Origin of the sequence: Methylobacter svalbardensis (assembly GCF_037671525.1) — a bacterium.
In the GTDB taxonomy this organism is placed as follows: Bacteria; Pseudomonadota; Gammaproteobacteria; order Methylococcales; family Methylomonadaceae; genus Methylobacter_A; species Methylobacter_A svalbardensis.
In genome coordinates, this window is the sequence record NZ_JAWPOH010000031.1 from 15867 (window position 1) to 32466 (window position 16600).

A 16600-nucleotide genomic window follows, 5' to 3' on the forward strand; every position below is an offset into this window, starting at 1 on the left:
CTTGTCGACTACAGGGGAGCTGAGACACGGTGTATTTCAGCTGAAGGATTTATTACACGGGCTCGCCTCGTTTCCGGATCAGGACGATATATCGATTACTGGATTGGTTTTGGATAGTCGGGCTGTGGCTGGTGGCGATGCATTTATTGCTTTAGCCGGTGCTAAACAGCATGGCTTGGCGCATGTTGGACAAGCTATCAATAATGGAGCCAGTGTGGTCATTTTTGATCCGGCCGGGGATGGTCGGCAGCTGGCAGATACATTGCGGTGCGGTGCCCCTAACCTAGTGTCGATGATCGCAGTGGAAAATCTGGGCTTGAAGTTGGGCGAATTGGCTGCGCATTTTTATGGCGATCCATCCCGGTTTATGACGGTTATCGGCATTACCGGCACTAATGGGAAAACGTCTTGCAGTCAGTTTTTGGGCCAGATGCTGGAGGACTGCGGAATTATAGGGACACTCGGTTGGGGCGAGTGGGGCAAGCTCAATAAGACCTTGAATACCACGCCCGATGCCCTGGCAATTCAGAAAATACTGGCCGACTTATTAAAGGACAAAAAACGCACGGTGGCGATGGAAGTTTCCTCGCATGGCCTGGAGCAAGGCCGGGTCAATGGTGTGGCGTTTAAAGGCGCGGTATTTACCAATATCAGCCGCGACCACCTGGATTATCACGGCACGATGGACGCTTATGTGCAGGCCAAGCTGGCGTTATTGAAGATGCCGGGATTGGCTTTCGCCGTGGTGAATCTGGATGATGAATACAGTGAGCAAATTATTGCTGCCTGCCCTAAATCAGTCCAGATGTGGCAGTTTAGTGTCAAAGGGAAAACAGCGCATTCAGGCGAGTGTGTAAGGTCTGAAAATATCTTGCATAAAGCGGACGGAATCGAGTTTGATGTGTGCTGGACAACTGAGATTCAGCGAGTAAAAGTCCCGCTGTTCGGCGATTTTAATGTAGAGAATGTCCTGGCTGTTTTGACCGTAATGCTGGCTATGGGGATTTCATTGCATGCGGCCATAAAAAAACTGGCCGATATAAAGCCGGTTGATGGACGTATGGAGCTTTTGGGGACAGAGAGTGATCCATTAATTTTTGTGGATTATGCGCATACGCCGGATGCATTGGACAAAGTCTTATCCAGTTTGCGTAAGCATTGCAAGCAGGATCTATGGGTGGTTTTCGGTTGTGGCGGCAATAGAGATACGGGTAAGCGCCCTCAAATGGGAAAAATTGCCGAATATTGGGCCGATCATGTGGTGATTACCGATGACAACCCGCGTTACGAAAACGGGTTGGATATAGTTAACGATATTTTGGCCGGCTGCCGATCGGTAAAGGTTGAAGTTATACAAAACAGAGAGCAGGCGATACAAAAAGTGGTAGCAAGTGCGGCTAAAAATGATTGCATTGTGATTGCGGGTAAAGGCCATGAGCAATATCAGGAAATCAACGGCGTACAACAGCCATTTAGCGATAGGCAGGCGGTAATGGAAGCATTGGACAGGCGCAAGGCTCAAGAATGAATATGACGCTAAGTGAAATTGCAGACTGTGTGCAGGGAAAATTGATCGGTGAAGATGTTGTTGTTTCATCGGTCAGTATAGACACCAGAGCGATAAAGCCGGGACAGCTTTATGTTGCGATTAAAGGCCATAACTTTGACGGCAATGAATTTGTAGATAAGGCAGAACAAGCCGGAGCTTCGGCAGCCATTGTTCATGAGGGCGTTAAATCAACCATACCGCGGATCGTGGTTGACGATACGCATCTGGCCTTGGCAGAACTGGCAGGCGCTTGGCGGAAAAAAACGACCTTGGCGGTCGGTCGCATTGGTTCCCTACCAATTGCGACACTTCTGACCTCCATGGATGGAGGAAATGCCGACGACTGCCGGGAGCAGTCGCGGTCACCATCCCTGGCGGTCGTCGGTATTACCGGCAGTAACGGCAAAACCACAGTCAAGGAAATGGTGGCGGCAATATTGAGTGTCAATGGCAGCACGCTGCTGACTCAAGGTAATTTGAATAATGACATCGGTGTGCCCTTAACGTTGTTACGCTTGAATGAACAACACCGATATGCAGTCATCGAGATGGGCGCAAACCATCCGGGCGAAATTGAATATACCAGCAAATATGTGCAGGCTGATGTTGCGATCATTACCAATGTGGGAGCCGCGCATATCGAAGGTTTTGGCAGTATCGACGGTGTCGCCAAAGCGAAAGGGGAAATAATCCAGACGCTTAAACAGGACGGCGTGGCAGTTCTTAATCACGATGATGCCTACTTTGACTACTGGGAATCGGTAGCAGGGACAAGAAAGATCATATCGTTTGGGCTAGATAGATCGGCGACGGTAACGGCGCATTCTGTTAAAACAGAAATTATTGATCATGAGTTTGCTACTGCCTTTGAATTAGTGACTACAGCAGGCGAGTTGACGGTAAAACTGAAGTTGGCAGGCCGGCACAACGTCGTCAACGCATTGGCAGCGACTGCGGCATGCCTGGCGCTCGACATCGATCTGCGACAGATTAAACAAGGACTGGAAAGCGTAAAGCCGGTCACGGGGCGATTGCAGCCGTTGGTAAGTCGTTTAGGCAATATCGTGATAGACGACACTTATAACGCCAATTCAGCCTCACTAAAAGCGGGACTGGATGTGTTGGCGAACTGTGCCGGTGAACATTGGTTGGTTTTAGGGGCTTTTGGTGAACTGGGGCCTGACAGTCCAAAAATACATGAAGAAATGGGGGCGCTAATTAAATTAAGTGGTGTCGTGCGTCTCCTCGCTATAGGTTCTGATGCCCGAAATACGGTAAAGGTTTTCGGCAAAGGGGCTGATTTTTTTGATAGCCAAAATGATTTGATTGACGTACTAAAGCATGAACTCAAAGGTGACGAAGCAATTTTGATCAAAGGATCAAGGACTCAGCGCATGGAGAATGTAGCAGCCGCACTGGTTGAAAACTTCCGCTCCGGCTCACGCTCGAACCCCAGGGATGTGGTGAATGCAGGCATAGCAGGAGCCTTATCTGCCCCACCTACATCCATGTAGGCAGAATTTCAGGATATAGAATGTTACTTTACTTTGCAGATTATTTAATGACCTTTGATGGCGGTTTCAGGGTATTTCATTACTTGACCTTCCGCGCCATTCTGGGGGCCTTAACCTCACTGGTCATTTCTTTTATTATCGGGCCGGTCATGATCAGGAAATTAAGCCGTAACAAGATCGGGCAAAGTATCCGTGAGCTAGGTCCTCAATCGCATTACGAGAAGGCGGGTACGCCGACCATGGGCGGAACCTTGATACTGGTTTCAATTGCATTCAGCACGCTGTTGTGGGCTGATCTGGGCAACCGCTATATATGGGTTATTTTATTGGTAACCCTGGGTTACGGCATCATCGGTTTTGTCGATGATTATAGAAAAGTCATCAAGGGCAACAGTGACGGTTTGTCGGCTAAGGCTAAATATTCCTGGCAATCGGTCATAGGTTTGATGGCGGCTATTTTTTTATACAAAAGTGCAATACTGCCGGCAGAAACACAGTTGATAGTCCCGTTCTTTAAAGACATCATGCTGAATATGGGTTGGATGTACATAGTGCTGACTTATTTTGTGATAGTTGGAACCAGCAATGCAGTCAATTTGACCGATGGGCTGGATGGATTGGCGATTATGCCGACCGTGATGGTAGCAACCGGTTTGGGGATTTTTGCCTATTTATCTGGAAATGTGACTTTTTCACAATATCTGGCGATACCCTATTTGCCCAATGCCGGGGAACTGATCGTATTTTGTGCTGCTTTGATCGGTGCCGGCTTGGGCTTTTTGTGGTTTAACGCTTATCCCGCGATGGTGTTCATGGGCGATGTCGGGGCGCTGGCGCTGGGCGCGGCTTTAGGCGTATTGGCGGTGCTGGTCAGGCAGGAAATCGTATTGATGATTATGGGCGGTGTATTTGTCATGGAAACGGTATCGGTGATGATCCAGGTAGCTTCTTTCAAAATGACCGGAAAGCGCGTTTTTCGTATGGCGCCGATACATCATCACTTTGAATTGAAAGGCTGGCCGGAACCTCGCGTTATCGTGCGCTTCTGGATTATTACCGTCATTTTGGTGTTAATTGGCTTGGCTACTTTGAAATTGAGATAAGAAATGGATAGCGCAGCGATTACAGCATTGTTAAAAAAGAATTTTGCGCTGGATCCGCAAACGGCCAAAGTATTGGTCGTGGGTCTAGGCAATACGGGAATTTCGGTTGCGCATTATCTGCAAAGCTTAAATTTCAAATTCGCCATTATCGATAGTCGCGTCAAGCCGCCGATGATGGAGGAATTTTTTCAGCAAATGCCCGATACGCCGGTGTTTACCGGAGGTTTTGATGAAGCCGCGTTTAAAGTAGCGACGCATCTGGTGGTCAGTCCCGGCGTGTCGCTGAATGAACAGGCGATTATTAAAGCCATTGCCAATGGCTCGAAAATAGTCAGCGATATTGACCTGTTTGCCTGTTCCGTCGATGCGCCCATCGTTGCCATCAGTGGTTCCAATGGCAAAAGTACGGTGACCACGATGTTGGGTGAAATGGCAAAAGCTGCGGGGATAGAAGTGGGCGTAGGCGGAAACCTGGGTACGCCGGCCTTGGATTTACTGAAGTTAAATGCGCAACTGTACGTACTGGAACTGTCGAGTTTTCAACTGGAACGAACTTCAGCCTTGAATGCGGTTGCCGCGACGGTACTCAATATCAGCGCCGATCATCTGGACAGGCATGTCGATTTAGCCGAATACGCACGAGAAAAACAACGGATATTTAGGGGCGATGGCGTGATGATCATTAATGCGGATGATCCTGTTGTTTATGCCATGCGGAATAAAGACAGAAAGACATTTACCTTCTCGATTAACAATAAAGCCGATTTCCACCTGGCATTTAAGGAGAACACAGAGTATTTAATGCACAATGAATCCTGTTTGATGCCGTTGGCTGAGTTGCCGCTTGAAGGCCGGCATAACGCGGCAAATGCTTTGGCGGCATTAGCCTTGGGTGTGGCTGTGGGCTTGGATGAACAGCTTATGTGCAATGCCTTGCGCAACTTCAAAGGGCTAAGCCACAGGATGCAGCGTGTCGCAGAAATACGTGGTGTTACCTGGGTTAATGATTCGAAGGCGACCAATATCGGCGCCTGCATTGCAGCTTTGCAGGGTTATGCGCGCAAGGTGATTTTGATTGCCGGTGGTGACGCAAAAGGTGCCGATATGAATGAATTGACGCCCGTAATTAAAGAAAAAGCAAAAAGCGTAGTGTTGATAGGTAAGGATGCAGCCCTGATAAAACAGGCCCTGAATGGTTGTGTGCCTGTTTATTCGGCAGACAATATGGCGCAAGCGGTACAGATTGCAGCGGATCTTGCGGATGCCGGTGACAGTGTTTTGCTGTCCCCTGCTTGCGCCAGTCTTGACCAATATAAAAATTATCAGGATAGGGGGGATAAATTCACCAAAGCGGTGTTGACGTTGGTTGACCGTGCGGTATCGCCTAAAGCGCCTACTATGGGTTTGCCATTCGTGGCGACGATATGAGCTATCAACAATGTCGGGAGCATCAATGAAAACTCGGGTCGGTCGATTTCATTTTGATCCGGTGTTGCTTTCGGTGAGCATCAGTTTATTACTGATCGGCTATGTGATGGTTGCATCCGCATCATTGCATCTGGGTATAAAAATGACCGGGAGTGGTTTGTATTATCCCGTCAGGCAGTTAATGCACATAGGTTTGGGGTTGATTTTTGGCGGCTTAGTGGCAGCAGTGCCAATGAAAGTCTGGGAACAGAATGGCCCCGGATTGTTTATCGCGGGATTGCTCTTACTGGTTATTGTGCTGATACCCGGTCTCGGCGTAAAGGTTAACGGCAGTGTGCGTTGGTTGTCGGTAGGTGGCGTAAGGATACAAGTATCCGAAGTAGTCAAGTTTTTTTCCGTCATCTATATGGCCGGTTATGTCACTCGATATCAGGAGTCGGTACAGAACGCGGCTTTTGGCTTGCTCAAACCGCTGGGACTGTTTTCGGTGGCCAGTCTGTTGCTGTTATTGGAACCGGATTTCGGTTCAGCTGTCATTATTATAATGATAGCTATGGGTGTCATGTTTTTAGCCGGGGCCAGACTTTCGCAATTTATAGTGCTGTTGGCGGGCATTGGCGTGCTGGCAATATTGCTGGTTTATTTTTCACCCTACCGTTTGATTCGGGTTACCAGTTTTATGGATCCTTGGGCTGACCCGTTGAACAGCGGATTTCAATTAGTCCAGGCGCTTATTTCGTTCGGGCGCGGAGAATGGTTGGGCGTAGGCTTGGGCAGCGGGATACAAAAATTATTTTATTTACCGGAAGCCCACACCGATTTTTTATTCTCAGTGATAGCAGAAGAATTGGGTTTAGTGGGCGTGGTCATTGTGATTGGTTTATTTTCGTTATTGGTCTGGCGCACTTTTGCAATAGGCGTAGCAGCCGAACAGGCAGGTCAACGGTTTTCCGCGTTTATTGCCTATGGATTGGGTATTTGGTTCGGCTTTCAGTCATTCGTCAATATGGGCGTTAATATGGGAATTTTGCCTACCAAAGGCCTGACCTTGCCGTTGATGAGTTATGGCGGAGGCAGCATGATGATCATGTGCTGTGCGCTTGGGCTGTTATTTCGGATACAAAGTGAAACTGCCGGGATAAATGCCGGTACAGCGTCTATGCGGCGTAGCGGAACGAGAAAACGATATGGGTAAAAGCTTCCGCTCCTGCTCACGCCCCTCGCCTATGTCCTATAGGCGACGCATCGTTATTATGGCTGGAGGAACCGGCGGGCATGTGTTTCCTGCGTTGGCAGTCGCTCAAGAGTTGATCGAAAAAGGTTGGCAGGTCAGTTGGCTAGGCACGCAGAAGGGCTTGGAAGGCCGAGTGATTCCTGAGCAGGGTATAGATATAGACTGGTTGTCGGTTGCCGGAGTGCGGGGTAAAGGCTGGCTGTCGAAAATAACGGCAGCATTGTTGCTGATAAAGGCTTGTAGTCAGGCATTGAAAATATTGCAAAAGCGCAAACCGGATGTGGTGTTGGGTATGGGCGGGTTTGTAGCAGGACCGGGCGGACTGATGGCAAAACTATTAGGTATACCTCTGATCATTCATGAGCAAAATCGGGTGCCCGGTACCACCAACAGATTGTTGGCACGCATGGCCAATCAGGTATTGGAAGCGTTTCCGGACAGTTTTGCTGAAAATGTTAATGCCAAATTTACCGGCAATCCGCTAAGAAAACAGTTTGTAATCCCCCTAGCTCCCCCTTTTTCAAAGGGGGAGGCTAATCCCCTCTTTGAAAAAGGCGACTGCATGGATGCAGGAGGTAGAGCAACGCCGGGAGCAGTTGCCGAGGGGCTAGGGGGGATTAATATATTAGTCGTTGGCGGTAGCCAGGGAGCCCAAGTATTGAACGAAATAGTGCCTGAAGCTTTGGCCGAGTTAAAGAATATCAAAGTCAGGCACCAAACCGGCGCGGTCATGCAGCAGCAGGTCGAGAGCCGGTATCAAGCCTTAGGCGTGAACGCGGAAGTCAATGCCTTTATAGAAGATATGGTGTCGGCCTATCAATGGGCGGATCTGGTGATTTGCAGATCCGGCGCAATGACCGTCAGTGAAGTGGCGGCAGCCGGAGTTCCTGCGATATTTATACCGTTGCCGACCGCGATTGACGATCATCAAACGGCCAATGCCCGGTATTTAACCGATGCCGGTGCAGGGCAGTTATTGAGGCAAAAAGATTTGAATGCAACAACGCTGGTAGAACAGATAACTAAGGTAATTAAGCAATTGGATGTGATGAGTAAAACTGCAAAAGAATACGCACGTCTGGATGCGACAAAAATCGTTGCCGGTATTTGCATGACCGAGGCGGGACTATGAATCGCCCAAGTAGTCAGATACCGACCCAGGCATTAGGCAATATCGACCGAATACATTTTGTCGGCATAGGCGGCACCGGTATGAGCGGCATTGCCGAGGTGTTGTCGAATCTCGGTTATCACGTCTCAGGTTCGGATATTAAAGAAAGCTCGGTGACGAAACGACTGGCTGACTTGGGCGTGACCGTCAACATCGGGCATAAACGGGAGAATATTGCACAGGTCGATGTGGTGGTCGCGTCCAGCGCAATAGATCGAAGTAATGAAGAAATTGATGAGGCTTATTTAAATAGGATACCGGTCATTCCGCGCGCGGAAATGCTGGCCGAGTTGATGCGTTTCAGATTTGGTATTGCCGTTGCCGGAACCCATGGAAAAACCACTACCACCAGTCTGACTGCAAGTATTCTGGCCGAAGGCGGGCTGGATCCAACTTTTGTCATTGGCGGGCGATTAAACAGCGCAGGCAGCAATGCTAAATTAGGTTTGGGTCATTATTTGGTCGCCGAAGCCGATGAAAGCGATGCTTCGTTTCTGTATTTGCAGCCGATGATGGCCATAGTCACCAATATTGATCAGGATCATATGGCGACCTATGAAGGCAGTTATCAGCGATTAAAAGATACTTTTATAAAGTTTTTACATCATCTTCCCTTTTATGGATTAGCGGTGATGTGTCTGGATGATGAAGGCGTAAGAGCGATTCTGCCGGAAATATCCAAACCGGTAATGACTTACGGCGTCCATGAAGATGCCGATGTACGTGCAATAAATATCAAACAGCAGGGCATGCATACGGCTTTTGAAGTCATGCGAAGAGGCGACTATCCGCCGTTGCATATTACTTTGAATATGCCAGGCTGGCATAACATGCTCAATGCACTGGCGGCGATTAGTGTCGCAACCAAACTGGCGGTAGATGATGAAGCAATCATCAGAAGCCTGGGTGCGTTTAAAGGCATAGGTAGGCGTTTCCAGATTAACGGCGACTTGCCGCTGGGTGAAGGCAAACTGACACTGGTAGATGATTATGGACATCATCCGCGTGAGATTGCGGCAACGCTTGAAGCCTTGCATCAGGCATGGCCGGATCGGCGTTCGGTTGTTGTTTTCCAGCCGCACCGATATACCCGCACCAGGGACTTATTCGAAGATTTCGTGCAAGTGTTGTCAACGGTTGACGTGCTGATTCTGATGGATGTTTATTCGGCAGGTGAGACAGCTATTCCCGGCGCGGACGGCAGAGCCTTAAGCCGGGCAATTCGGGTACGCGGACAAGTCGATCCGGTATTTGTCAAAAACCGGGAAGAATTGCCGAAAATATTGGCAGGCATCGTCTTAGCCGGGGATGTGGTATTGACCATGGGTGCAGGCAATGTCGGGCAGATTGCTGCACAGTTGCCGCAGTTGTTGGCAGAGGCGTTGCAGGCTAAGGTTTCTGATAAATGACCACTGAGAATCTAGGCCGCGTGCTTAAGCATGAAAAACTGGCGAAGTATACCAGTTGGCGCGTTGGCGGCCCTGCGGATCAGCTGTACATCCCGCATAACCTGCAGGATCTGATTGAATTTATCAAGGCCCTGCCGGAATCCGAACCGGTGTTCTGGATGGGGCTGGGTAGTAATTTATTGGTCAGGGATGGCGGCATACGTGGCACGGTGATTAATACCAAGGGACGATTAAAAGAGATGAGCTTGACCGACGATGGCCTGGTTTATGTCGAAGCGGGAGTTCCCTGCGCACATGTGGCGCGTTTTTGTGGGGAACGGGGCTTAATTGGCGCGGAGTTTCTGGCTGGCATACCCGGAACCATGGGCGGAGCCTTGAAGATGAACGCCGGAGCCTTTGGCGGGGAAACCTGGGACATTGTTAAGCGTGTGGAAATGCTGGCTATGTCGGGTAAGGTGACGGAAAGAAATCCGCAGGATTTTACGGTGAGTTACCGGTCGGTAAAGAGCTTAAATAACGAGTGGTTTCTGTCCTGTCTGTTAACGTTACAGCAAGGCGATACGGCCTCGAGTCAGCAGAAAATTAAGGGCTTATTGGAAAAACGAGCGGCAACGCAACCGACCAACCAGCCCAGTTGCGGTTCGGTATTTAAAAACCCGGAAGGCGATTATGCGGCAAGGTTGATAGAGCAAACCGGTTTAAAAGGTTATGCAATTGGCGGTGCATGTGTGTCGGAAAAGCATGCGAATTTTATTGTCAATACCGGCAATGCTACGGCAGCCGATATCGAAGCCCTGATTTATTATGTACAGGATAAAGTTAAACAACAGCAGGGGGTAGTCTTGCAGACCGAGGTTTGTATGGTAGGTGTAGCAATATGAAAGCATTGGCGATTAATAAACCGAAACAATTCGGTCGAGTCGCGGTAATGATGGGCGGTTCGGCGGCGGAAAGGGAGGTCTCGTTAAAAAGCGGGGCAGCCGTTTATGAAGCTTTAAAATGTCAAGGCGTAGATGCGCTTGCCCTTGATGTCACCGGTAGTCCGATTGAAGCGTTGGCAGGACTCAAGATTGACCGGGTATTTAACATTATCCACGGACGCGGCGGCGAAGACGGTGTGCTGCAAGGGGTTCTGGAAGTGCTGGGGATTCCCTATACCGGTAGTGGCGTGATGGCATCGGCATTGACTATGGATAAGCTCAGAACCAAGCTGTGCTGGCAGGGTTATGGTTTGGTCACGCCTCTGTGGTGTTTGTTGGAAGACGAAGCCGATCTGGATGGCTGCATTGAAAAGCTGGGTTTTCCGGTTATCGTCAAACCGGCGCAGGAAGGTTCCAGCATCGGCATGAGCAAGGCCGGTAATCGGGATGAATTGCAAAAAGCCTTGATCGTGGCGGAAAAATATCGTTGCGATGTTTATGCAGAAGCCTGGGTTACCGGCAAAGAGTATACCGTTGCGGTGCTGGATGGCGAGGCCTTGCCGGTTATTCGCCTGGAAACGCCTAATGCATTTTACGATTACGAAGCAAAATATCAGGCGACGACCACGCAATACCACTGTCCTTGCAGACTGAGTCAGGATCAGGAACAGGCGTTGAAGGAATTGGCGGTAACGGCCTGCAAGGTAGTCGGTGTTAAAGGCTGGGGAAGAGTGGATGTATTTATCGATGACTTGGGGCAGTATCAGTTGATAGAGGTTAATACCGTTCCCGGCATGACCGACCATAGCCTGGTGCCGATGGCGGCTAAACAGGCGGGTATCGATTTTAATGAATTGGTTTGGCGTATTCTGGAAACCAGTTGCGGGTAATGATGAATGACTGTTGCAAAAATCATGATTACCGTTTTACTGATTACGGGCCTAGTCTGGATGGCAGGTTTAGGGATTAAGAGCATACCGATTAAATATGTAAGAAGCGAAGGGGTTTTTCAATACCTCGGGAAGGACGAGATACAGGCGGCTTTACAACCCTTGGTGATGACCGGCTTTTTTGATGCCGATATGCAAGCCATACATCAGGCCGTTTCGGAATTAGTTTGGGTTGATAGCGTTACGGTTAAACGAGTCTGGCCTGATGCGATAGACATCAAGATACGTGAAAAGAAACCCTATGTACGATGGGGCCAACAAAGCCTGATTAGCATACGAGGCGAGATCATTACACCGAAGCATATAGATCAATTTAAGAATATGCCCATCTTGCAAGGGCCTGAGTTGCAACAGCTGAAGACGCTGGAAATTATGAAAGGCGTCAACACGGCATTAGCGGATCAGTCCATGAAAATGGCGGAGTTTACGATTAATGATCGCTGGGCATGGAAGATAAAATTAACAACAGGCCTGGAAATACTGTTGGGACGAAATGAACAATTAAAGAAATTACAGCGGTTTTTGAAAACGCTGGAAGTATTAGGACAAGAACAGGTTGAGCGAATGGCAATAGTTGATTTGAGGTATCCCAACGGATATGCGGTTTCATGGAAACCTGGAGCCGAAGAAGTTGACTGGTCGCATCGGTTCCCTACCGATCGCGACACTTCTGACCCCCGTGGATGACGGAAATGCCGCAAGACTGCCGGGAGCAGTCGCGGTCGCCATCCTTGGCGGTCGGAAGAAAATTGCCAATCCGCAACATGAAATAGATGGCTAATCTTAATAAAAGTGACACAGAGTAAACAAAATGGCGAAAAAAACAGAGCGTAATTTGATAGTCGGACTGGACATCGGTACTTCGAAGGTCGCGGCTATCGTTGGTGAACTTACCAGTGACGGCAATATAGAAATCATAGGCATTGGGTCAACGCCATCGCGCGGTCTGAAAAAAGGTGTGGTGGTCAATCTGGAATCGACCGTGCAATCCATTCAGCGCGCTATTGAAGAGGCTGAATTAATGGCCGGATGCCAGATCAAGTCGGTTTATGCAGGTATTGCCGGCAGTCATATCCGTAGCCTTAATTCTCACGGCATCGTGGCCATTAAAGACAAGGAAGTGACTCAGTATGATATAGACAGGGTGATTGATTCCGCTCGCGCTGTGGCAATTCCTGCGGATCAGAAAATCTTGCATATTTTGCCTCAGGAGTTTGTGATCGATCTTCAGGAAGGCATCAAGGAGCCTATCGGAATGTCGGGTATTCGTCTGGAAGCCAAGGTTCACATGGTTACCGGCAGTGTCAGCGCTTCGCAAAATATCGTCAAATGCATTCGGCGTTGCGGCCTGGAAGTCGATGATATCGTGCTGGAACAACTGGCATCCTGCAATTCGGTACTCACTGAAGATGAAAAAGAATTGGGCGTTTGCCTGATTGATATTGGCGGCGGTACCACGGATATTGCGATTTTTGTCGAGGGCGCCATCAAGCATACGGCGGTGATTCCGATAGCGGGCGATCAGGTGACCAATGATATAGCTGTCGCACTACGGACGCCGACGCTCAATGCTGAGGATATTAAGCGAAAATATGCCTGCGCCTTAACGCAGTTGGCGAATGTAGATGAGATTATTGAGGTACCCAGTATCGGCGATAGAGCGCCGCGCAAGATTTCAACGCAAAATCTGGCGGAGATTATTGAGCCCCGCTATGAAGAATTAATGCTGCTGGTTCAATCAGAATTAAGGCGCAGCGGCTATGAAGAATTAATTGCCGCCGGGGTAGTATTAACAGGCGGCAGTTCAAAAGTCATGGGATTAATCGATTTAGCAGAAGAAATTTTTCATATGCCGGTTCGTATGGGTGGGCCGCAAAATGTGACGGGTTTAACTGAGGTGGTAAAAAATCCGATTCACTCTACCGGGGTCGGATTGTTAATGTATGGTAAAGAACACCAGGGTGTCGGCGTCAGAATTGATTCTAATGGCCCCAGCGTGTTCTCAAGAATGAAGAGTTGGTTTCAAGGTAATTTTTAATAGTTTATTAACAGAATAAGGGGCAACGGTCATGGCAATGAAATATGAATTAATGGATATGAGTAACGAACATGCAGTCATCAAAGTTATTGGTGTCGGTGGCGGTGGCGGCAATGCGGTCAATCACATGGTGGGTAGTCTTGTGGAGGGGGTTGAGTTTATCTGTGCAAATACCGATGCGCAGGCATTAAGAAAGTTAAACATTGATACGATTATTCAATTAGGTGTCGAATTAACCAAAGGTCTGGGCGCAGGTACCAATCCTGAAGTTGGAAGAATGGCGGCAGACGAAAACAAGGATCGCATCAAGGAGGTTTTAGAGGGCGCTGACATGGTGTTCCTGACAGCAGGTATGGGCGGCGGTACCGGTACCGGAGCGCTTCCTGTTATTGCAGAAATTGCCAAAAGTATGGGTATTCTGACGGTTGCCGTGGTGACCAAACCGTTTGCATTTGAAGGTAAAAAGAAGCTGGCAACTGCGGAGCAAGGCATAGCAGAGCTTGAAAAATTCGTCGATTCATTGATCATCATTCCCAATCAAAAATTACTTCCGGTACTGGGTAACGATGTGTCGTTGGTCAATGCATTTAAAGCGGCTAACGATGTGTTGCTGGATGCGGTGCGGGGCATTACCGAACTTATTGTTCATCCAGGCATGATTAACGTTGATTTTGCCGATGTCAGAACCGTGATGTCCGGTATGGGGGCTGCGATTATGGGTACCGCTACAGCAGAGGGGGAGTACCGGGCTCGGGAGGCGGCTGAGAAAGCTATTGCCTGTCCATTACTGGAAGACATTAATTTACAAGGTGCCCGTGGCATTTTGGTTAATATTTCTGCGGCCGATATGGGCATTGCCGAATTCGATGAAGTGGGTAATATTGTTCATGAATTTGCTTCGGAAGATGCCGTTATCAAAATCGGCATGTCTATTAATCCTGACTTAGGCGATGAGATTAAAGTGACGGTAGTGGCTACAGGAATGGGTTTGCCGTCCAGGGCGGTCAAGCTTGCTCCAAAAGCGTCAGTAGGGTACGTTAATCAGAATGCGGCAGGCGAAGTCAGTTATGAAGGCCTGGATACACCCACAGTCATGCGTCAAAATAAATCAGAAAGCAGAGAGACACGTTTTGGGGCTCAGCCTAAAAAAGATATGGATTTAGACTATCTGGATATTCCGGCCTTTCTAAGACGTCAAGCAGATTAGTGCGTGCGAGTAACAATGGATTCAGTTTTCGGGTCTGATTGTGATAGAATTTGCGCCTTTTGCCCTCTTTACTTAGTGTTATTGATTTTATGATTAAACAGCGAACTTTAAAAAACACAATCAGGGCAACAGGTGTAGGGCTACACACGGGCGATAAAGTTTATTTGACTTTACGCCCGGCTGAAGTGAATACCGGGATCCGGTTTCGCAGAGTCGATTTGGATATCCCGGTGACCATTGAGGCAACGCCGGAAAATGTTGGTGAAACTATACTCTCAACAACCCTGGTTGCGGGTGATGTAAAAATTTCGACTATAGAACATTTGCTTTCGGCTTTTGCCGGATTAGGCATAGACAATGCCATTATCGATGTCAGTGCCGCAGAAGTTCCGATTATGGATGGCAGTGCCGGGCCTTTTGTATTTTTGCTCCAGTCTGCGGGGGTTGAAGAACAGGACAGTCCGAAACAGTATATCCGTATAAAGCGTAGCATAAGAGTTGAGGATGGCGATAAATGGGCGGCTTTTGAGCCGTTTGAAGGCTTCAAGGTTACGTTTACGATTGATTTTGAGCATCCTGCCTTTGAAGAGCATGTAAAAACCGCCACCATGGATTTTTCATCGACTACTTTTGTCAAGGAAGTGAGTCGAGCCAGAACTTTCGGCTTCATGAAAGATATTGAGATGTTGCGACAAAACAACCTGGCTTTGGGTGGCAGCCTCGATAATGCCATTGTGGTCGATGATGACAAGGTTATCAACGAAGATGGTCTACGCTATGCGGATGAATTTGTTAAGCATAAAATTCTTGATGCGATAGGCGATTTATATTTGTTGGGGCACAGCTTGATAGGCGAATTTACCGGTTATAAATCGGGGCACGGATTGAACAATAAATTACTTCGCGCTTTATTAAATGATAAGGATGCCTGGGAAATGGTTACCTTTGACGATGAAGAAACCGCCCCGATTTCTTTTATGCGTTCAGCGGAGACCCTTAGGCCAGAGGCATAAGACAGTCGACAGTGGTCAGCCTTTGCCTGGATACTAGGCTGGGGTTTGCTGTTTTGAAAGTTTTTCCAGCGTTGTACTTAATCTCAGCAACGCGAGCTTCAAGTGTTCATCCGAAATCGTGAGACTGTGGTTATGGATGAACGCTATTTTTTCCGCCGATGGAATGATCGGTGTCCGTCCGGGTAGATATGTTGTAGGCAGCGTCTCTACCCGGACTTTAATCTGCATAATCGAGACCGATTCCCGGGTTAGCGGGGCGATGGCGGCGAGAATTGCGCTGTTATAAAAGCGCAGTTGCGATGCCCAGGCCGCCGTATCGGTATAAACCAGCAGTTTCTTGCCGTTAATAACGCAGTGCAGCGCATGTTTGGCACACGCCGCCGGTAGAATGTCATGAATACGCCGTAGAACCTGTTTTTGCTGCTCAATCTGGCTATAAAAATGAGCCATAGTACGGTTTGGGAACGACAAGGCCGCTTTAAATGAAGTTGGTTTTTTTGCCATGAGTGCTTGATGAGAAGTCCTGTTACCTAATTATTGGGGTGTTGATTTCAGGGAATGTCATTTGTTTTTACCATGAAGAGCATGAAGTGCTTGAAGAATTTGCTGCATTTACTTCCTGCGTTTTATATAGATATGATTTTATAAAACAAAAATTTTTAGTCCTTGCTTTAATCAATACCTTTGCCAATTTAGTTTTTTTTAAAAAACATAATTTTTGTATTTATAAAAATCAATCAGTTATACTTTTAAGGTTAGTGAAAAAAGACCTGCTTTTCATTTTGGCGAAGGTATTGTTAATAGCTTTACAGTAAAGTAAAGTAAATTGGAAATCCTTATTCGACAAATTCTCTTTCCTTCATTATCTTCATGTCCTTCATGGTAATAAAAACAAGTTATAAGCTGGATAAGGGATCAACAATAGACATTGTTACGCATCAGCACCCATTATTGGTTTATCTACGATAGTGAGATATAGTTAGCTCTTGTAAGGAAATAAGTCACTTTAATTTAATAATTCGCCAGTATCATATTCACAAACATCCAGAAAGATAAAGCCGGGG

General features: G+C 47.9%; 15 protein-coding genes. 14 read left to right on the forward strand and 1 reads right to left on the reverse strand.

Annotated elements, in window-relative coordinates:
* The first annotated feature begins 1 nt into the window (after window position 1).
* The 13 genes from RW114_RS12610 (at window position 2) to lpxC (ending at window position 15536) form a co-directional block, all read left to right on the forward strand.
* A complete protein-coding gene (locus RW114_RS12610; protein ID WP_340123110.1) occupies window positions 2-1528 on the forward strand; it encodes a UDP-N-acetylmuramoyl-L-alanyl-D-glutamate--2,6-diaminopimelate ligase in 1527 nt (508 codons plus the stop codon).
* Window positions 1525-3063, forward strand: coding sequence for a UDP-N-acetylmuramoyl-tripeptide--D-alanyl-D-alanine ligase (locus RW114_RS12615; RefSeq protein WP_340123111.1), 1539 nt, complete (start codon window positions 1525-1527; stop codon window positions 3061-3063). The genes RW114_RS12610 and RW114_RS12615 overlap by 4 nt, the downstream gene beginning before the upstream one ends.
* 20 nt (window positions 3064-3083) lie before the next feature.
* Window positions 3084-4166: a phospho-N-acetylmuramoyl-pentapeptide-transferase gene (mraY, locus tag RW114_RS12620; protein ID WP_340123112.1), complete on the forward strand. Its 1083-nt coding sequence runs from the start codon at window positions 3084-3086 to the stop codon at window positions 4164-4166.
* Window positions 4167-4169: 3 nt separating this feature from the next.
* Window positions 4170-5594 carry a UDP-N-acetylmuramoyl-L-alanine--D-glutamate ligase gene (gene murD / locus RW114_RS12625; RefSeq protein WP_340123113.1) on the forward strand — a complete coding sequence of 475 codons (1425 nt, stop codon included), beginning with the start codon at window positions 4170-4172 and terminating at the stop codon, window positions 5592-5594.
* Window positions 5595-5619: 25 nt separating this feature from the next.
* Complete coding sequence (gene ftsW / locus RW114_RS12630; protein ID WP_340123114.1) at window positions 5620-6789, forward strand: putative lipid II flippase FtsW; 1170 nt, start codon at window positions 5620-5622, stop codon at window positions 6787-6789.
* A 31-nt stretch (window positions 6790-6820) separates the two neighbouring features.
* The gene (murG, locus tag RW114_RS12635) at window positions 6821-7960 is read left to right on the forward strand and encodes an undecaprenyldiphospho-muramoylpentapeptide beta-N-acetylglucosaminyltransferase (protein ID WP_340123136.1); all 1140 of its coding nucleotides are present in this window, start codon (window positions 6821-6823) and stop codon (window positions 7958-7960) included.
* Window positions 7957-9408: a UDP-N-acetylmuramate--L-alanine ligase gene (murC, locus tag RW114_RS12640; protein WP_340123115.1), complete on the forward strand. Its 1452-nt coding sequence runs from the start codon at window positions 7957-7959 to the stop codon at window positions 9406-9408. The genes murG and murC overlap by 4 nt, the downstream gene beginning before the upstream one ends.
* Complete coding sequence (gene murB, locus RW114_RS12645) at window positions 9405-10289, forward strand: UDP-N-acetylmuramate dehydrogenase (RefSeq protein WP_340123116.1); 885 nt, start codon at window positions 9405-9407, stop codon at window positions 10287-10289. The genes murC and murB overlap by 4 nt, the downstream gene beginning before the upstream one ends.
* Window positions 10286-11218 carry a D-alanine--D-alanine ligase gene (locus RW114_RS12650; protein ID WP_340123117.1) on the forward strand — a complete coding sequence of 311 codons (933 nt, stop codon included), beginning with the start codon at window positions 10286-10288 and terminating at the stop codon, window positions 11216-11218. Before murB ends, RW114_RS12650 begins: the two co-directional genes overlap by 4 nt.
* A 6-nt stretch (window positions 11219-11224) precedes the next feature.
* Window positions 11225-11965: a cell division protein FtsQ/DivIB gene (locus RW114_RS12655; protein WP_340123118.1), complete on the forward strand. Its 741-nt coding sequence runs from the start codon at window positions 11225-11227 to the stop codon at window positions 11963-11965.
* 124 nt (window positions 11966-12089) lie between these two features.
* The gene (gene ftsA, locus RW114_RS12660) at window positions 12090-13316 is read left to right on the forward strand and encodes a cell division protein FtsA (protein ID WP_340123119.1); all 1227 of its coding nucleotides are present in this window, start codon (window positions 12090-12092) and stop codon (window positions 13314-13316) included.
* Between the two features lie 37 nt (window positions 13317-13353).
* Window positions 13354-14523, forward strand: a complete 1170-nt coding sequence (gene ftsZ, locus RW114_RS12665) for a cell division protein FtsZ (RefSeq protein WP_340123137.1) — start codon at window positions 13354-13356, stop codon at window positions 14521-14523.
* Window positions 14524-14612: 89 nt separating this feature from the next.
* Entirely contained in the window at window positions 14613-15536 is a 924-nt protein-coding gene (gene lpxC / locus RW114_RS12670; protein WP_340123120.1) for a UDP-3-O-acyl-N-acetylglucosamine deacetylase, read from the forward strand.
* A 33-nt stretch (window positions 15537-15569) separates the two neighbouring features.
* Here the strand turns inward: lpxC and RW114_RS12675 are convergent, their stop codons facing one another.
* Complete coding sequence (locus RW114_RS12675; RefSeq protein WP_340123121.1) at window positions 15570-16040, reverse strand: DciA family protein; 471 nt, start codon at window positions 16038-16040, stop codon at window positions 15570-15572.
* 86 nt (window positions 16041-16126) lie between these two features.
* On the opposite strand from RW114_RS12675, the gene RW114_RS12680 reads away from it, so the two are divergent.
* Window positions 16127-16351 (forward strand): hypothetical protein, encoded by a 225-nt coding sequence (locus RW114_RS12680; RefSeq protein ID WP_340123122.1) that lies wholly within the window; start codon window positions 16127-16129, stop codon window positions 16349-16351.
* Window positions 16352-16600 lie beyond the last annotated feature (249 nt).

Excerpts from the sequence above, each read along its gene's own strand:
- RW114_RS12615 (WP_340123111.1), top strand. The coding sequence starts at position 1,525 with ATGAATATGACGCTAAGTGAAATTGCAGACTGTGTGCAGGGAAAATTG.
- mraY (WP_340123112.1), top strand. The coding sequence starts at position 3,084 with ATGTTACTTTACTTTGCAGATTATTTAATGACCTTTGATGGCGGTTTC.
- murD (WP_340123113.1), top strand. The coding sequence starts at position 4,170 with ATGGATAGCGCAGCGATTACAGCATTGTTAAAAAAGAATTTTGCGCTG.
- ftsW (WP_340123114.1), top strand. The coding sequence starts at position 5,620 with ATGAAAACTCGGGTCGGTCGATTTCATTTTGATCCGGTGTTGCTTTCG.
- murG (WP_340123136.1), top strand. The coding sequence starts at position 6,821 with ATGTCCTATAGGCGACGCATCGTTATTATGGCTGGAGGAACCGGCGGG.
- murC (WP_340123115.1), top strand. The coding sequence starts at position 7,957 with ATGAATCGCCCAAGTAGTCAGATACCGACCCAGGCATTAGGCAATATC.
- murB (WP_340123116.1), top strand. The coding sequence starts at position 9,405 with ATGACCACTGAGAATCTAGGCCGCGTGCTTAAGCATGAAAAACTGGCG.
- RW114_RS12650 (WP_340123117.1), top strand. The coding sequence starts at position 10,286 with ATGAAAGCATTGGCGATTAATAAACCGAAACAATTCGGTCGAGTCGCG.
- RW114_RS12655 (WP_340123118.1), top strand. The coding sequence starts at position 11,225 with ATGACTGTTGCAAAAATCATGATTACCGTTTTACTGATTACGGGCCTA.
- ftsA (WP_340123119.1), top strand. The coding sequence starts at position 12,090 with ATGGCGAAAAAAACAGAGCGTAATTTGATAGTCGGACTGGACATCGGT.
- ftsZ (WP_340123137.1), top strand. The coding sequence starts at position 13,354 with ATGAAATATGAATTAATGGATATGAGTAACGAACATGCAGTCATCAAA.
- lpxC (WP_340123120.1), top strand. The coding sequence starts at position 14,613 with ATGATTAAACAGCGAACTTTAAAAAACACAATCAGGGCAACAGGTGTA.
- RW114_RS12675 (WP_340123121.1), bottom strand. The coding sequence starts at position 16,040 with ATGGCAAAAAAACCAACTTCATTTAAAGCGGCCTTGTCGTTCCCAAAC.